The organism is Prevotella sp. HUN102, from assembly GCF_000688375.1.
GTDB lineage: Bacteria > Bacteroidota > Bacteroidia > Bacteroidales > Bacteroidaceae > Prevotella.
Window position 1 is genome coordinate 2,118,982 of record NZ_JIAF01000004.1, and the last position, 17,837, is coordinate 2,136,818.

The following is a 17,837-nucleotide window of genomic DNA, read 5'->3' on the forward strand; positions in this document are numbered from 1 at the left end:
AACAAAAACATTACATTATGAATATCAGTTCAAAGATGCAGGAAGCATTCAGCAAGCAGATTACCGCTGAATTATGGTCGTCAAACCTTTACCTCAGTATGTCATTCTGGTTCCGCAAGGAAGGTTGGAAGGGCTTTGGCGGTTGGATGGCAAAACAGGCTGAAGAAGAAAGAGAGCACGCACTGGATATGGCAAACTATGTGCTCACCCGTGGTGGTGCAGTAACCGTTTCTGCCATCGACGCAGTTCCGACAGAATGGACAGACTGCAAGACTATCTTCGAGGAAACCTTGAAGCACGAAATGCACGTTACAGACCTCATCAACGAGTTGGCTGACGTTGCCGACGACGAGAAAGACCGTGCTTCTCAGAACTTCATTGCCAAGTATATCGACGAGCAGGTGGAAGAAGAAAAGAGCGTCAATGACATCCTCGACCTCTTCAAGCAGCTTTCAAGCCACGCCGTTGCACATATCGACAGCAAGATTTCAAAAAGCCTGATAGGATAAATTGACACGGACAAGCATTCACTTGCCTGTAAACTCTTGAATACCGACAGTTATCCTGCCGACTGAATCGAGAAAAATAAAAAGAACTAAGCACTATATTTCGTAGTGCTCAGTTCTTTTTTGCTTTAAAACACAAACATAGCAAACCTGCGATTTCAGCATTTCAATCACTCATTCCTTTAGTTTTTCTTTACATTTTATTTTTCCAATCTGGCACATTCCGGCTCTTTAATTAGCCAAAACAACCAGTCGGAAGCATAAAAATCCCTTCGTTTTTCGATTCTTTTCTTTCATTCTTCACAAAAACATCCATCATTCATCCTAAAAATGCAGCCTCATCTTCGCATTAATGCAACCTATTCTTGCGAAGAATGGAATCCGAAACCGAACAATTTCTATCCTTTTCTCTGGATTTAAGCAAAAAGATTGAGTGTAAACCTGACTACAAGATTATTTTTATACTCCACAATCTGCTAATAATCAGAAAGTTAAAAAACGACCCTCAAAACTCGCATATTTGAGACCCGTTTCCCTTCCGTTTCAAAATATCTCCTGAATTTTGAGGGTTTTATTACGTTTAATCGTAAATTTTGAGGGTAAAATAAACTTTTCTTCAATAATCTTTATTATTCCAGTAACAAGATTTATCTAAAAATGTCTGATTTAATGACAGACAAACATCAAGATTCAGCGTATCCTTTCGCAGTAGCATTCAATTCCTTTGTATGGCGTTCGTGATGCCAAATCTCAATGCTGTTGATGATGTTCTGCCATAAAATATAGCAGCCCGGACCCACGGAGGAAAGAGGATTCAGGTAGGTGTAGGCTATCCAAATGGCGAAAGCCGTGTTCTTCTGTCCCAATCCTTGACCGGACTCAACCGTGCTGTGGAAAAAATGGCCGATATAACGGCCTACGGCAAACTGAATCATACAAAGGATAAGACTGAGCAAGGCGATAAGAAGAAGGAAAGCAACCGTGGAGTCGGCGTGAACGATGTTCTTGACGGTAGTGCCTGTTACTATCATCAGCGAGCATCCCCACAGATAGAAACTGAGGTCTTTCACGCTAACGATCCATTGGTGGAGTTTGTGCAGAATGCCAAGGTGCTTTGTAATATACGCCAATATCATTGGCACAACGAGCACCATACACACTTTATAGAGAATCAGCAGGAAAGATGCAACGAATCCCATATTCGCCCCCGGCTCAATGAGTGGGAAACAGATGGGGATAAGGGCTGCACAGATGAAGTTGGAAAGGAAGGTGTAAGTGGTCATATCTTCAAGACTGCCACCGAGTTTTTGCGTAACTACGGCTGCCGCCGCGGCACACGGGCCGATGATACAGGTGAGAATGGCTTCGAGCAGAATCAATCCTTTGCCGGCAATATGGAATACGAGGATAGCTCCAACCACGATTGCAACGAAAATAACCTGAAAGATTCCCACCCAAAGATGCCATTTCACAGGTTGCAGTTTTCTGAAATCCACCTTGCAAAACGTAACATAGAGAATGAGGAACATAAACAATGGAAGAATGGCTTCGAATATGGGCTGTAAAAAGGTGGAAGCAGCATCCAGAGCAGGCGTGAAAGCAAAGAGCAGATAAGCCATTGCGCCGGTTGCCATTGACACCGGGAGTGTCCAGTTCTTCAAGAATTTTAGAATATCCATTGTTTATGAGATTTTTACAAAGGTATGAAAAAAGGTTGAAATGCCTCGAATGATGTCGATTGCATTTCAACCTTTAACGTTTATTGAAAGTTGCCGGGTCTGCAAAGATAGAACTTTGCAAATATCAGCACAACCCATTACTCCTCCTCATACTTAGCATAAGGATGATGGTTGCAGACCTTTCAGCCTGTTTCCTTGCCGACCGGCTCTCCCGTTCTTTTACAAAAGATTATCCTTTTCGATATCCTTGAAGTAACGGTAAGTGCCCACCTTGATTTCGTGGCAGGCAGCATCGTCAGCCACGATGATACCGTGCTGGTGCATCTGCAATGCGGAGATTGTCCACCAATGGTTTACAGAACCCTCGACGGCAGCCTTCAAAGCCGGTGCCTTGTGGTGTCCGTTTACGAGAATCATAACTTCGCGGGCATCCATTACAGTACCAACGCCTACGGTAAGAGCAAACTTAGGAACCTTGTTTACATCGTTATCGAAGAAACGGGAGTTGGCTATGATGGTGTCCGTGGTCAGAGTCTTCTGGCGTGTACGGCTTGTAAGGCTTGAACCCGGCTCATTGAAAGCGATGTGCCCGTCAGGGCCGATGCCTCCAATGAAGAGGTCTATGCCACCGGCTTCTTCAATCATCTTCTCATAGTTGGCACATTCAGCTTCCAAATCCTTGGCGTTGCCATTGAGAATGTGGATGTTCTCTCGAGGAATATCAATGTGATCGAAAAGATTGCGCGCCATAAAAGAGTGATAACTCTCCGGGTGGTCTTCTGCAAGACCCACATATTCGTCCATATTGAATGTCAATACATTCTGGAAACTCACTCTACCTTCCTTGTTTGCTTTCACAAGCTCAGCATACATTCCCTCTGGAGAAGAGCCTGTTGGAAGACCTAATACGAAAGGATGTTCTTTTGTTGGTTTTGCATCGTTGATGCGTTCTACTACGTGATTAGCTGCCCATTTTGACAACTTCTCATAATCTGACTCAATAATTAGTCTCATTTACTTATCTTTAAAACGTTAAATCTATAACGATGCAAAAGTAGTTTTTTCTTGAAAGAAACTAATAAAAACACCTATATTATTTATAAAAAATAACATTTCGATGAATAAAATATTTTGCTTTCGGCTTATTTCCTGTTTCCTTTTCGTACCTTTGCACTATTATAAAATAGTGCTATTTTAATGAAGGAATTTGTTATATCTGAAGTCAAGGCAGAAACAGCTGTCCTCGTTGGATTAATAACGCAGGAACAGGACGAAGCCAAGACAAAAGAATACTTGGACGAGCTTGAGTTTCTGGCAGACACGGCGGGAGCTGTTACTGTCAGAAGATTTACGCAACGCGTAGGCGGTCCGAATATGACCACTTACGTGGGGAAGGGAAAGCTCGAAGAAATAAGAGATTATATAAAGGAAATGGAAGACAACGAAGAGCCGATTGGTATGGTAATCTTCGACGACGAACTGTCTGCCAAGCAGCTTCGCAACATAGAAGGCGAACTGGGTGTGAAGATTCTCGACCGTACTTCCTTGATTCTCGATATTTTTGCTATGCGTGCGCAGACTGCCAATGCAAAAACGCAGGTGGAACTGGCGCAATATCGCTATATGCTTCCACGATTGCAGCGATTGTGGACTCACTTGGAACGTCAGGGAGGTGGCTCCGGTTCGGGTGGAGGAAAAGGTTCGGTGGGTCTTCGAGGTCCCGGCGAGACGCAATTGGAAATGGACCGTCGTATCATTCTCCAACGTATGACGCTTCTGAAACAGCGACTGGTGGAGATAGACAAACAGAAAGTTACTCAGCGAAAGAACCGCGGACGCTTGATTCGCGTGGCTCTGGTGGGCTATACGAACGTGGGAAAGTCTACCATAATGAATCTTCTTTCCAAAAGTGAGGTGTTTGCCGAGAACAAACTCTTTGCAACACTGGACACCACAGTGCGTAAGGTTGTGTTGGAAAATCTTCCTTTCCTCTTGGCTGATACGGTGGGATTCATCCGTAAGTTGCCAACAGATTTGGTGGATTCGTTCAAATCTACCCTTGACGAGGTAAGAGAAGCAGACCTGTTACTGCACGTTGTTGATATCTCTCATCCTGATTTTGAAGAACAGATACAGGTGGTAAATCAGACCTTGACCGACCTCGAGTGCTCGGATAAGCCATCAATGATTATCTTCAACAAGATTGATAATTACACTTGGGAGGAAAAAGAAGAAGACGATCTGACTCCACCGACAAAAGAAAATATATCTCTTGCAGAACTGAAAAAGACGTGGATGGCAAAGCTGAATGAAGACTGCCTGTTCATCTCTGCGAGAGAAAAAGACAATATAGATGAGTTTAGAGATATTCTATATAAAAAGGTAAGGGAACTTCACGTACAGAAATATCCCTATAACGATTTCTTGTATAATGTCGATATCGACGAATAAACTTAGACTCAATTTAAAAGAAATAATTTATGGAATTTAGACCATTAACAGAAGAAGAAATTCGTATATTTGAAAACAATAGTTGTTGGGCGGAAGATTGGAACAGAGTGTTGGTAGCGAGCGAAGGCTTCCAACCCAAGTTCTTCCACCGTGTAATGTTCTACGGCGATATTCGTCTTGGCAGATTTGAAAAGAACGTAGAGGTTACAAAGGGCTTCGTGAAGCATTCCGGCATCAACGATGCAACGCTGCGCAATGTTTCGGTCGGCAACAACTGCTTGATAGAAAAAATCGGAAATTACATCAACAATTATTCCATTGGCGATGATTGCGTGATTACGAATATCTCTGTATTGGAAACAACTGAGGGTGCAACTTATGGAGAGGGTAATCTCATTTCCGTGTTGAATGAGGTGGGCGATGGAAACCTTATTTCTTTCCACGACCTGAACAGCCAGTTTGCTGCATTTATGGTAAAGCACTTTACCGATAAGGACTTGAAGAATGCGATTCGTCGTCTTATCTCTGAAGAGCTTACCCGCACCAGCCACGATTGCGGTACTATTGGAAACAATGTAAAAATAACGAATACAAAAGAAATTACCAATACTATCATTCAGGATAATTGTGAGATTTCCGGTGCTGCACGATTGAGCGACTGTACGATTCTCAGTTCGCCGAATGCAAGTGTATATATAGGTACTGGTGTTATTTGTGAGAATACGATTATCAGCGACGGCACAAGTGTCATCAACAGCGTGAAGATGCAGGACTGTTTCGTGGGGGAAGCCTGCCATATTGCCAACGGATTCACGGCTTCGCAGAGCGTATTCTTTGCCAATTCATATATGTCGAACGGCGAGGCTTGCGCTGCATTCTGCGGTCCTTTCAGTGCTTCGCACCATAAGAGTTCGCTGCTTATCGGTGGTATGTTCTCGTTTTATAATGCAGGTTCGGCAACCAACTTCTCCAACCACGCATACAAGATGGGACCAATGCACTGGGGAATATTGGAAAGAGGAACGAAGACGGCGAGCGGCAGCTACGTGCTGATGCCGGCAACCATCGGTACCTTCTCTGTTTGTTTCGGCAAACTGATGCACCATCCCAACACGCAGGCATTGCCATTCTCTTACTTGATTGCTTATGGCGACATAATGTATCTTGTTCCCGGTCGCAACATCACTACGGTTGGGCTCTACCGCGACATCCGTAAATGGCCAAAGCGCGATATGCGTCCACAGGAATCTCAGAAGAGTATCGTAAATTTTGACTGGCTGTCGCCGTTCTCTGTCGGAGAGGTTATCCGTGGAAAGAAGATTCTTGAGAATCTGAAACAGGCCAGTGGCGAGAATGTTTCCAGCTACAACTTCCACGAATACGTTATCAACGCATCAAGCCTGAAGAAAGGCATCAAGTATTATGACATCGCTTTGCGAATCTATATGGGCGCAGTATTGAAGCGTGCCAACAAATGGGGCTTCTTCGGTAAACCGGAAACGGAAATAGGTATTGGAAAATGGAATGACCTGTCAGGTCTTCTGCTCCCCGAAAGCGAGGAGCTCCGTCTTTTGGACGACATCAAGAACGGAACTTTGGAAACTGTTCAGGAAGTTTTGGACCGATTCACGGAAATCAATGATAATTACAGAAAGTATCAGTGGGCTTGGACTTATCGTTTGATTCTCGACTACTATGGCATAAAGGAGATTACCGATGCCGATGCTGCGAAAATCAAGGAAGACTATATAGAAGCCCGACGTGCTTGGATTGCCGAGATTCGCAAGGATGCCGAGAAAGAATTCAATATGGGCGACGTGGAAGAAGAAGTGTTTACCGACTTTGTAACAAAGCTCGATCACGAAATAGATTACGAGGAATAAATTAACATTCCAATGGCTGCAAGGAGCAAATGGCTTCTTGTGGTCTGAGGAATAATTATATAAAACTAAATGTAATATTATGCTTAAAAACCTAATTTTTGGAAAACTAAGTATGAGTCTGCTGCTTCTGCTCGGAGTAGTTGGCGTGAAAGCACAGACTTATACCTACGAGAGCGTGCCTAACGACCCGATGAAGACACGCATCTACACATTGAAGAATGGTTTGAAGATTTACCTGAGTGTAAACAAGGAGAAACCACGTGTGCAAACTTACATCGCTGTTCGCACGGGTAGCCGAAACGACCCTGCCGAAACAACGGGTTTGGCTCACTATCTTGAACACATTATGTTCAAGGGAACAGAGAAATTCGGTACATCCAACTATGAGGCTGAACGCCCTTACCTAAAGGAAATTGAAAACCTCTACGAAGAATATCGCCATATCACTGACCCTGCAAAGAGAAAGGTATGGTATGCAAAGATTGACTCTGTATCACAGTTGGCTGCAAAGTACAACATTCCCAATGAATACGACAAGCTGATGGCTGCTATCGGTAGTCAGGGTACAAACGCCTATACATCAAACGATGTTACCTGCTACGTGGAAAACATTCCGAGCAACGAACTGGAGTCTTGGGCAAAGGTACAGAGCGACCGTTTCCAGAATATGGTTGTCCGTGGTTTCCACACGGAATTGGAAGCTGTTTATGAGGAATACAATATGGGATTGACCAGCGACAGCCGCAAGATGTATGCCGCATTGATGGCAAAACTGTTCCCTAACCATCCTTACGGTACACAGACAACGATTGGTAGAGGTGAGCATTTGAAGAATCCTTCCATTACCAATATTATGAATTACTACCACAGATACTACGTTCCGAACAATGTTGCCATTTGTCTTGCCGGCGATTTGGACCCTGACAAGACCGTTGCTACTATCGAAAAGTATTTTGATTCTTGGAAGAAGAGCGACAATTTAAGCGCACCTCAATATGGACCACAGCCCAAATATACTGTTCCCGTAGACACGACAGTAGTTGGTTTGGAAGCAGAGAACATATATCTCGGCTGGAGAGCAAAGGCAGGCAACTCTCTTCAGGCAGACACATTGAACATTATCAGCGATTTGCTGAGCAATGGCCGTGCAGGTATCTTCGACCTGAACCTCAATCAGAAGATGAAGTTGCAGTCGGCAGGTGCAGGTTTTTCTGAACTCAATGATTATTCTATGTTCATTGCACTGGGTGCTCCGAAGCAAGGTCAGAGTCTAGAAGAGGTAAGAGATTTGATTTTGGCTGAAATTGAAAAGCTGAAGAAGGGCGATTTCTCTGATGATTTGCTGCCATCAGTAATCAACAACTACAAACGCAGATATTATCGCAGCCTCGACAACAACGAATCTCGTGCAAATGCTTTCGTAGATGCCTTCATCAACAACATAGACTGGAAACAGAGTGTAGACAAGATTGACCGTATTTCCAAACTCACCAAGGCTGATATCGTGAGCTTTGCCAACCGTTTCTTCGACAACGGATACGCTTGCATCTACAAGAAGCAAGGCACAGACACCAGTATTCAGAAAGTGGACAAGCCAAAGATTACCCCAATTCCAACAAACAACGACAAGCGTTCTGCCTTCCTCGATGAGATAGCCAACCATAAGGTTGAGCCTATTCAGCCTTCATTCGTTGATTTCAACAAGGATATGGCTAAGGGACAGACAAAGAAAGGCTGGCCGATTCTCTATAAGAAGAATACACAGGACGACCTTTTCACGCTCTATTTCCAGATTCCTTTCGGCGAAGAAAGCGACCTTCTCCCCGGCTATGCTGCAATGTACATAGACTATCTTGGTACAGACAAGATGACAAACGAGCAGATCAAGCAGGAGTTTTACAAGCTTGCGTGCGACTATTCTATCGGTCAGAGCAAGGATGAGACTTATATCGTATTAAGTGGTTTGAACGAAAACCTCCCACAGGCTCTTTCACTTCTCTACAACTGTATTGAAAATGCAAAGGTTGATAAAGACGCATACAATAAAGCTGTTGAGCTGCTGATTAAGTCCCGTAAGGACAACAAGGCCGATCAGGATGAAAACTTCAGTGCTTTGTTCGATTACGGTATGTATGGTTCTTACAATGCTACACGCAATATCCTCAGCGAAGAGCAGTTGAAGGCAATGGATCCGCAAATGCTTCTTAACTCTTTGAAGAAGTTAAAGAACTACAAGCAGACTGTGCTTTACTATGGTCCTTCTTCAATGCAGGAATTGGACAAACTCATCACAAAAACCATCAAGGCTCCAAAGAAGTTTGCAAAACTTCCTGAAGCTAAGCCTTATGTAACCGAAACAACACCAAAGAATGAAGTTCTCATTGCTCCTTACGATGCAAAGAACATCTATATGGTTCAGTTCCACAACGAAAACAAGGAATGGTCGGCTGACAATGCTGCCGTAATCTCATTGTTCAATGAGTATTTCGGTGGTGGTATGAACTCTATCGTATTCCAAGAAATGCGCGAAGCACGTGCTTTGGCTTATTCCGCAAGCGCACGCTACCGCACTCCAAGCCGTTTGGAAGATAAAGAAAACTTCTTTACCTACATCATTACACAGAACGATAAGATGATGGATTGTGTGAAGCAGTTCAATGAATTGCTCGATAACGTCCCTGTTCGTCAGGCAAACTTCGATTTGGCTAAGCAGAGCCTGACAAAGAGCCTTGCTTCTTCACGCACAACCAAGTTCAGTGTCCTTACTGCTTATCAGGCAACACAGAAACTCGGACTGAGTTACAGTTTGGCAGAGAAGATTTACAACGACCTTCCACGCATCCAACTTCAGGACATTATCAACTTTGAGAAAGCCAATATGGCCAACAAGCCCTTTAAGTATCTCATCCTTGGTAATGAAAAGGAACTCGATATGAAGGCATTGGAAAAGATTGCTCCTGTGAAACGCGTAACCACAGAGGAAATCTTTGGTTATTAAAATGAGAACAGTGAGTGGACAAGTTGGCAAGGATATGATTTCGCAGTCTGGTCTTCGCTTGTCCACTCATTTATATACACAAGATTCAAAGACATTATTTAATATTTAACAAAACCCTGAAACCTTCATAAAGGGAGGCGTCCTCAAACTTTCAGGAAGGTTTTCAGGTACGTAAACTATGGCCGAATTCAAATATGCCCCGATGTTTCAGTTGGGCAAGGATGACACAGAGTACAGACTATTATCCAAAGAAGGTGTCTCAGTAGCTAATTTCGAGGGACAAGAGATAGTTAAGGTTGCGCCGGAAGCACTTACCTTGCTCGCTCAGCAGGCATTCCACGATTGTGAATTTCTGCTCCGTCGTGCCCACAATGAGCAGGTTGCCAAGATTCTTACCGACGATGACGCATCAGAAAACGACAAGTATGTAGCACTTCAGTTCCTCCGTAATGCAGAAACTGCTGCAAAAGGAGTACTTCCTTTCTGTCAGGATACGGGTACTGCCATTATCCACGGCGAAAAAGGACAGCACATCTGGACTGGTTTTGAAGACGAGGAAGCATTGTCTCGTGGTGTTTTCAACACATTTACCGAAGAAAATCTCCGTTATTCACAGAACGCTCCGTTGAATATGTACGATGAGGTAAACACTAAGTGCAACCTTCCGGCACAGATTGACATCGAGGCTACCGAAGGTGCAGAGTACAAGTTCGTGATGGTGGCTAAAGGTGGCGGCTCTGCCAACAAGACCTACTTCTACCCAATGACCAAGGCTACCATTCAGAACGAAGGTACACTCGTTCCTTTCCTCGTGGAAAAGATGAAGAGTCTCGGTACGGCGGCCTGTCCTCCTTACCATATATGTTTTGTAATCGGTGGCACATCAGCAGAAAAGAATCTTCTTACTGTCAAGTTGGGCAGCATCAAATATTACGATAATCTTCCGACAACGGGCGATGAAACCGGCCGTGCCTTCCGCGATATAGAACTGGAGAAAAAGATTCTGAAAGAAGCTCAAAAGATAGGTCTTGGCGCGCAGTTCGGAGGAAAATATCTTGCTCACGATATCCGCATCATCCGTCTGCCACGCCACGGTGCAAGCTGTCCTATCGGTATGGGCGTTTCTTGCTCTGCCGACCGTAATATCAAGGGCAAAATCAACAAAGACGGGATCTGGTTGGAGAAAATGGATACAACCCCCGGCGAACTTATCCCTGAAGAATATCGCAAGCCGGGCGAAGGTGCAAAGGGCATTGAAATCGACCTTGACAAGGGGATAGATGCCGTTTGTGCCGAACTTACCAAATATCCGGTTTCCACACGTGTCAATTTGAAGGGTTCAATCATTGTTGCCCGCGACATCGCCCACGCTAAGCTCAAGGCTCGTTTGGATGCAGGCGAGGAACTCCCACAATATTTCAAGGATTATCCAGTGCTCTATGCCGGTCCTGCCAAGACTCCTAATGGTTTGCCTTGCGGTTCAATGGGTCCGACAACAGCCAACCGTATGGATCCTTACGTAGATGAGTTTCAGGCAAACGGAGGTTCGCTCGTTATGATTGCGAAGGGCAACCGTACACAGGAAGTTACAGATGCCTGCAAGAAGCACGGTGGTTTCTATCTTGGAACTATTGGTGGCGTTGCTGCCGTACTTTCACAGAGCAGCATCAAGAGCATTGAATGTGTTGAATATCCTGAACTCGGTATGGAAGCAGTCTGGAAGATTGACGTTGAAGACTTCCCTGCATTCATCCTCGTAGACGACAAGGGCAACGACTTCTTCAAGCAGTTGAAGCCGTGGACAGGATGCCCAAAGCGATAACACAAAAGACAGGCTAACAAGTTAAAGACAAAGTGGCAAAGGAATATTATTTCAGTTCCAATGCCGCTTTGTCTTTTTTTATTTCTTTGCTTACAAACGGATTTTTTCAGGCTTCTTGGCATCTTGAGACCTCTGCAAAACCCTATGTGCTCAAAAACGTCATACTTGATTATCAATAAGTTATATATTTCAAAGTCTTCTGCAAAAGGACTTTTGCAGAGGTCTCATCTTGTGCCTTGAAAAAAGTTTTTATCAGCAAGCGTTCCTAAAGACATTATCCAAGTTTCAGAGACAATACTACTGACAACTCCTAAGAAATCTTTCAAAACACGAAAAGAATTTACATAATACGCTCAGGAACAGAAATATCCTATTATCATAAACTACTGATTGACAATTATTTACAAATACATCTTATTAGCAATGTAATCTTTGCACAAATGAGATGCATTTTTCGTACATTTGCATCGTATTTGTGCGAAGATTGCAATACAAGTATGCGAGCGTTATTTTTTCACAGTACCTTAAACTGAAAATATTTTACAAACAGACAGTCTCTGATTTCAAGAAAGAGAAAACAGACGAGCAAAGTTCAGAGCTATGTCTGCCTCTTTAAGCAATCAAATTCAAATCTTCACATAAAAAGAAACACAATATTTAGAACTGCTTGTCCACAGCCTCAATGGTCATAATATCCGATAGGATTCCTGTCATTTTCAGCCCAGTAAATCATAAAACGATTATATCGCCTTAGAATGAATGGCTCTTCCCAGCCATTATAATTCCATACAATAAATTTCTGATAATATAATCCTCCACTATGTTCGCTATATGCTATCTCGTCAATTATCAAATCATTGTTTTTCATAGATATCTTGAATTTCCATCCTTTTTTATAACCTTGCCCAGCCATAAAGGAAAGGCAGAAGTCAGAATCATCATCGCTATCTTTAACAATGGTCTCATAAAAAATCAAAGCACCATCTTCTAAAACAGATAAATTAGAAATAACATTATCATATAGCTTCCATTTGCCTTTATGGTAAATCAAAAGTAAACGGTCTGCATAAATCCGCAATGAATCGACAACATCTTCTTGCTTTCTCTGTGATGGAGAAAATACAAACACCTCATAATCGCGCCGTATTTTACACGAATCTACAAGTTCATAATAATCCGAAACATTAAGTTGCCTGTTTACCCTATAAAACTTTTGATTGGACGCTCCTATTATTTTAACCGTATCATTGTGCAAAACCACAGGACGCTTAATATGGTTTACTGCATAGATTTTTTTGCTTCCCTCTTGAGTGGTGAGTTGTAAGCGCACACTTTTATGGCACTCTTCGAAGAAATCCACATCATAAATTCTCAATTCTTTATCAATTGGCGTAATACCATCAACTGTAAACCCTACTGTCCCTTTAAAGAGTACTACATCCAGTTCATTCCAGCCATACATTGTTTCATAAGACACGTCACCACAACAATATTTACTTAAAACCTTGCTTAACATCTCATTATACACTTCAATATAGCCTGGTATACTTTCTTTTTGTACTCTTAAATACAGCTGATTAATTTCATCATAAAACTTTCGAATAAATATTTCATCAGTTTCCTCAATCTTCTCTAAAACCTGACTAAATGTTTCGCAAGGAATAAAAGCCATTAAAAACAAAAGAATTATTAATAATTTTCTATACATAATGTCTTAAAATTATTTCAGAAAGTCAAGCAAATATATTGCTATAAAGCAAAGGTAGCATTTTTTGCAATAACATTTGCATTGAATGGAATTTATTTAATATGAGTTCGACGAATTGTAAATCCTTGTATATTTGTCGATTAGCGAAATTTGTTGTAACTTTATAGTGCTAAAATAAAAGAAATACAAACAAAAATCGCTATGATTACCGAAGACAAAGTTACTGAAATATTTTGTATGGCAGATGACTTCTACAAGTTTTTTGATGTAATGATGGCAAAATATACGCTAAAACCGGTTAACAAGAGGAAGTATCACCGTGATTCCACCATGTCAAAGGCAGAAATCATGTTGATTATGATTCTCTTTCACGATTCGAGCTATCGCTGCCTGAAGCATTTCTATCTTAAAAAGGTGTGCAAGCACCTGCGACATCTGTTCCCCGAGGTTGTCTCGTACAACCGTTTTGTAGAATTGGAAAGGAAGGTCGCCATCCCATTGGCTTCGTTTATCAAGAAGGTTCTCTTGGGGAAATGCACAGGCATCAACTTTGTTGACAGTACCCTACTTCGCGTCTGCGGGAACCAGAGAATACACATTTACAGGGTGTTCTGGGACATTGCCCAAAGGAGGAAATGCAAATGAAAAGTAGGCGTAATGGACATTTGGTAGGCTGGATTATCCAGCCTACTTTTTCGTATTGAGAAACCCGTCAATAAATTTCTTCTTATTTCTTTCATTCAGCCCGTTGTGATTTAGTAATGCCCTTTTGATTTGTGCGTTAAATCCTTCCAAACGGTTTGTCGTATTAGGAATGTTCAATTCAGGATGTTCCTCATAGGTAAAGAGCCATTTGAGATGCGTTCTCATAGAGCGTCTTGCCGTTCTTAGCCTTCTGTGCGTATAGGTGTTTTTCCCGGATACCAACACCGTTCTTTCATTGAGAAAATCCTCCCTGGCCTCACACCATTTGTTAAACAGCGATATAAACTCATTTTTCTTCATCGGGAACATACTCTGTACTAATTTCAGCAACTCTATACCGGCAGTCAGATGTGGGGCTTTCGTGAGTAACCTCCTTATTATCTGCAACTGATGGAACTGGCACATCTGTGCAGGATAGGAGTTTACAGCTTGCAGGAGTCCTGTGTGCCCGTCACATACGACTGCCTTTATTTCTGTTCCAAACTCTTCTATATGGTTGAGTCCGCCAAGATAATCCCTGTCCGTTTCGTTCCTGACATACTTGCGATGAAGTATCTTTCCGGATTCCGCATCCATAAACAACATAACACCAAAGCTGCGGGAGAAGTATGTCGTATCAATGATGATGACGGCTGACTCGGGATAGACAGGACTGTAACTGTCCGCTACCAATCCCAGATGGCGGCGTATTGCCCGCTCTGAACATTTGTGGATAATGGCCAGCTCTGAAACGGTCCGTTTATCAGTCAGATATTCGTTCCAAAGGGTTATGTCTTTAATGCGTTTTCCCCCTTGGAATTGTTTACCACAGTCCCGACAACTGTACATTTGGAAGCCGCGCCGATGACCGTTCTTTTTAACATTTGAGCCGTTACAGAATATGCAGTTTTTTTATTCATAAGTTTTCAAATGCTGCAAAGATAATAAATAAAGGACATTCGGAAGGTTTCAGCCTACCAAATGTCCATTACGCCGAAAAGTACAAGAAAAAGAACAACAGATGTATCAGGAGAGGGATTAGACTATGCAGAGACGAGTTTACGAGTGGACAAGGGAACAAGTGGACGAGGAGACAAGAGGGTTAGTTTACAAGTTCACAAGCGAACGAGAGAACAAGGAGATTACTTCGTGCGCCCAATAGAAATAACATCAAAGTAGGATTGAAACGCTATGATAGAATTGGAAATCTCCTCGTCCACTTGTTCCCTCGTCCACTCGTCCACTTGTAAACTTGTAAACTCGTTCCCTCGTCCACTCATTAAAATATCTCAAGTGCAATGGCAGCACAGGCTTCAGCATCGGCAAGGGCGTGATGATGAGCCTTGAGATTGTAGCCACATCGTTGAGCGATAACATCGAGGGTGTGCCTGCCTCCGGGCCACACCTTGCGCGATTGCTGGAGCGTGCAGAGGAAAGGATAATCTGGATAGTCCATCTGATAGCAACGTAAGACGGCTTTCAGGCAGCTTTCGTCGAATGCCTTGTTGTGAGCCACCAAGGGCAGCCCCTCGAGCTTTGGCGCAATCTTTTCCCATACACGGGGAAAGACCTCCGCGTTGTCGGTGTCTCGGCGTGTCAGTCCGTGAACCTGCGTACACCAGTAAGTGTAGTAGTTAGGCTCGGGCTGTATGAGCGAATAGAATTTCTCTGCGATTGCTCCATCGCGGACTATCACTACGCCCACCGAACAAACGCTGGTGCGTTCTCCGTTGGCTGTTTCAAAATCTATTGCTGCAAAATTTCTAAGCATAATTGGAGAAGTAAGGGGACAAGGGGACGAGAGGACGGGGTTACAAGGGGACAAGGAGACAAGTTTACAAGGAAACGAGTAGACGAGAAAACAAGTTTACAAGGAAACCGGTTTATTAAGAAACAAGTTTGCAAGGGAACGAGGGGAGGATAAGGCTGTAAGGGAATGAGGGAACAAGGAGACAAGAGAACAAGGAAGTTTCTTATTTCATCATAGCGTTTCAGCTCTACTTTGATGTTATTCCATCAGGCGCACGAAGCAATCTCCTTGTTCACTCGTTCAGTTGTGAACTTGTCTACTTGTAAACTTGTTCACTTGTAAACTCGTCCACTTCCATTATTCCAAGCATCCTATTATCTCAGACACGGATTGGCAACCGTGGTTGTCGAGCCATTCGTTGATGCCGTCGCGCACCTTGATAGTAACCTGAGGGTCTACGAAATTGGCCGTCCCTATCTGTACTGCCGTCGCACCTGCCATAAGAAACTCTATTGCATCTTCGGCCGTGGAAATGCCACCTAAGCCCACGACCGGTATCTTTACAGCCTTTGCCACGTCGTAAACCATTCTGACGGCTACGGGCTTGACAGCCGGACCGGAAAGTCCTCCGGTGCGAATGCTGAGACGGGGCTTGCGCTTCTCTATGTCGATGGCCATTCCCATAAGGGTGTTGATGAGGGAAACGGAGTCGGCTCCCTCGTCTTCGCACGAACGGGCAATGCTTGCAATATCCGTAACGTTGGGGGAAAGCTTCACGATGAGTGTCTTGTGATAGCGTTTGCGCACTTCGCGTACCACCGACGACGCACCGGAGCAGGTTACGCCGAAAGCCATTCCTCCTTCCTTCACGTTCGGACAGGAAATATTCAGCTCTATGGCAGGGATATGCTCTAAGTCGTTGAGCCGTTCGGCAGCCGCGGCATAGGTGTCCACGGAGTGCCCGCTCACGTTCACGATGATGTTTGTGCCTATCTTGCTAACCTCGGGATAGATGTGTTCAATGAAATAATCCACGCCCTTGTTCTGCAATCCCACACAGTTCAGCATTCCGTGAGCAGTCTCCACCATACGGGGATAGTCGTTTCCCTCGCGTGGATGAAGCGTGGTTCCTTTCACTATAATGCCTCCCAGTTCATCTAACGGCACGAAATCCTTAAACTCTAAACCATATCCAAACGTGCCGCTGGCAGTCATTACCGGATTCTTTAGCTTTAAACTATTTATCTTTACATTTAAATCAGCCATTGATTATCATTTTTATTTACAAATATAAAGGATTATGATTGCAAAAAGGAACTACCAGAGCAGTCTGTCTATATCGAAAACCGGTCCTTCTGTACAAGCGCAGAGATTGCCCTCCGTGGTCTTTTCTACACAACAGAGACACGCACCCAGTCCGCAAGCCATCAGATTCTCCAGAGAGGCCTCGCAATAGACGCCGGCAGTACGGGCAAATTTCACAACTGCCATCATCATTGGCTTCGGACCACAAGTGGAAATCTGCGTGAACTGGCATTTATTGAGCACGGAATGATTGGTAACGAAGCCTTTTTCTCCCATCGAACCGTCTTCCGTTGTTACATATACTTCGCCGTATTTTCGGAACTCATCAAGTTCCAAAAGGTCTTTCTCCGTTCTCGCACCGAGCAAAAAAGAGACTTCTGCACCAAAATCTTTAATCTGTTTACCAAAATAAAGAAGTGGAGCAACGCCTACGCCACCTCCTACCAAAAGGATTTTGTCGGTCTGTTTCTTCGGAGGAGTAAAACTATTCCCCAAAGGCAATACGCAATTAAGCATATCACCCTCCTTCAACGAGCCGATAGCCCGGGTTCCGTCGCCGATTGTCGCAACCAAAAGCCACAGCTCATTGCGCTCACGATCTACAAAATTAACTGAAATTGGACGACGAAGATAAGTAGAAGGAGAGCCGTCCACTCTTACTTCCACAAACTGACCGGGAAGCATTTCGGGCAACGGCGCATCTTGTGTTAGCTTTAAAAGCACATTCTTTTCATTCAGATGCTCGGCCGAAACAACCTTCAAGTCTATGACATACTTCTGCATTTTGATGTGTATATTAGAAAATCTTGCTGAAATGATAAGGGTAAGGTTGCAAAGAGCAAGAAGCCGATACGCCAAACCACTTATCGTCTTTGCAAAGATACACAAAATATCGTATCAACAATAATCAATGGCCACTTATTAATTATAAGTCTGAATAAAAACAGAACTGCACAGAGGCTACCAACAAAGCCAAACGACAGATATAAAGGTTTAGGATTGAAAAAATAATGCCATTATGGCAGAGTTTCGCAAGAATATTTACAAGATA

The 17,837-nt window shown here is 43.4% G+C and carries 12 protein-coding genes and 1 pseudogene; 6 read left to right on the plus strand and 7 right to left on the minus strand.

Features of this window, described 5'->3' with window-relative positions; translation table 11 throughout:
- Positions 1-17 precede the first annotated feature (17 nt).
- Positions 18-509 (plus strand): ferritin, encoded by a 492-nt coding sequence (locus P150_RS0114465; RefSeq protein WP_028898321.1) that lies wholly within the window; start codon positions 18-20, stop codon positions 507-509.
- A 680-nt stretch (positions 510-1,189) separates the two neighbouring features.
- Here P150_RS0114465 and P150_RS0114475 read toward each other — a convergent pair.
- Both P150_RS0114475 and nagB read right to left on the minus strand, forming a co-directional pair.
- Positions 1,190-2,185: a transporter gene (locus P150_RS0114475; protein WP_028898322.1), complete on the minus strand. Its 996-nt coding sequence runs from the start codon at positions 2,183-2,185 to the stop codon at positions 1,190-1,192.
- Between the two features lie 219 nt (positions 2,186-2,404).
- On the minus strand, positions 2,405-3,199 hold the full coding sequence (nagB, locus tag P150_RS0114480; protein ID WP_028898323.1) for a glucosamine-6-phosphate deaminase: 795 nt from the start codon (positions 3,197-3,199) through the stop codon (positions 2,405-2,407).
- A 183-nt stretch (positions 3,200-3,382) separates the two neighbouring features.
- Between nagB and hflX the strand changes: the two genes are divergently transcribed.
- The 4 genes from hflX to P150_RS0114500 all read left to right on the plus strand — a co-directional run bounded on the left by hflX (position 3,383) and on the right by P150_RS0114500 (position 11,339).
- Positions 3,383-4,636, plus strand: coding sequence for a GTPase HflX (hflX, locus tag P150_RS0114485; RefSeq protein WP_028898324.1), 1,254 nt, complete (start codon positions 3,383-3,385; stop codon positions 4,634-4,636).
- A 29-nt stretch (positions 4,637-4,665) separates the two neighbouring features.
- Entirely contained in the window at positions 4,666-6,519 is a 1,854-nt protein-coding gene (locus P150_RS0114490; protein WP_028898325.1) for a DUF4954 family protein, read from the plus strand.
- A 79-nt stretch (positions 6,520-6,598) separates the two neighbouring features.
- Entirely contained in the window at positions 6,599-9,517 is a 2,919-nt protein-coding gene (locus P150_RS0114495; RefSeq protein ID WP_028898326.1) for a pitrilysin family protein, read from the plus strand.
- A 178-nt stretch (positions 9,518-9,695) separates the two neighbouring features.
- Positions 9,696-11,339 carry a fumarate hydratase gene (locus tag P150_RS0114500; RefSeq protein WP_028898327.1) on the plus strand — a complete coding sequence of 548 codons (1,644 nt, stop codon included), beginning with the start codon at positions 9,696-9,698 and terminating at the stop codon, positions 11,337-11,339.
- Positions 11,340-12,018: 679 nt separating this feature from the next.
- Here P150_RS0114500 and P150_RS0114510 read toward each other — a convergent pair.
- Positions 12,019-13,047: a hypothetical protein gene (locus tag P150_RS0114510; RefSeq protein ID WP_028898328.1), complete on the minus strand. Its 1,029-nt coding sequence runs from the start codon at positions 13,045-13,047 to the stop codon at positions 12,019-12,021.
- A gap of 201 nt (positions 13,048-13,248) precedes the next feature.
- Here P150_RS0114510 and P150_RS0114515 point away from each other — a divergent pair.
- A pseudogene (locus P150_RS0114515) lies at positions 13,249-13,686 on the plus strand (transposase); the annotation flags it as partial.
- Between the two features lie 48 nt (positions 13,687-13,734).
- Here the strand turns inward: P150_RS0114515 and P150_RS0114520 are convergent.
- From P150_RS0114520 to P150_RS0114540, 4 genes are all read right to left on the minus strand, one after another.
- Entirely contained in the window at positions 13,735-14,580 is an 846-nt protein-coding gene (locus P150_RS0114520) for a transposase (RefSeq protein WP_028898330.1), read from the minus strand.
- A gap of 430 nt (positions 14,581-15,010) precedes the next feature.
- Entirely contained in the window at positions 15,011-15,502 is a 492-nt protein-coding gene (locus P150_RS0114530; RefSeq protein WP_036932243.1) for a 3'-5' exonuclease, read from the minus strand.
- A gap of 336 nt (positions 15,503-15,838) precedes the next feature.
- Positions 15,839-16,747 carry a dihydroorotate dehydrogenase gene (locus tag P150_RS0114535; protein ID WP_028898332.1) on the minus strand — a complete coding sequence of 303 codons (909 nt, stop codon included), beginning with the start codon at positions 16,745-16,747 and terminating at the stop codon, positions 15,839-15,841.
- Positions 16,748-16,798: 51 nt separating this feature from the next.
- Complete coding sequence (locus tag P150_RS0114540; protein ID WP_028898333.1) at positions 16,799-17,569, minus strand: dihydroorotate dehydrogenase electron transfer subunit; 771 nt, start codon at positions 17,567-17,569, stop codon at positions 16,799-16,801.
- Positions 17,570-17,837 lie beyond the last annotated feature (268 nt).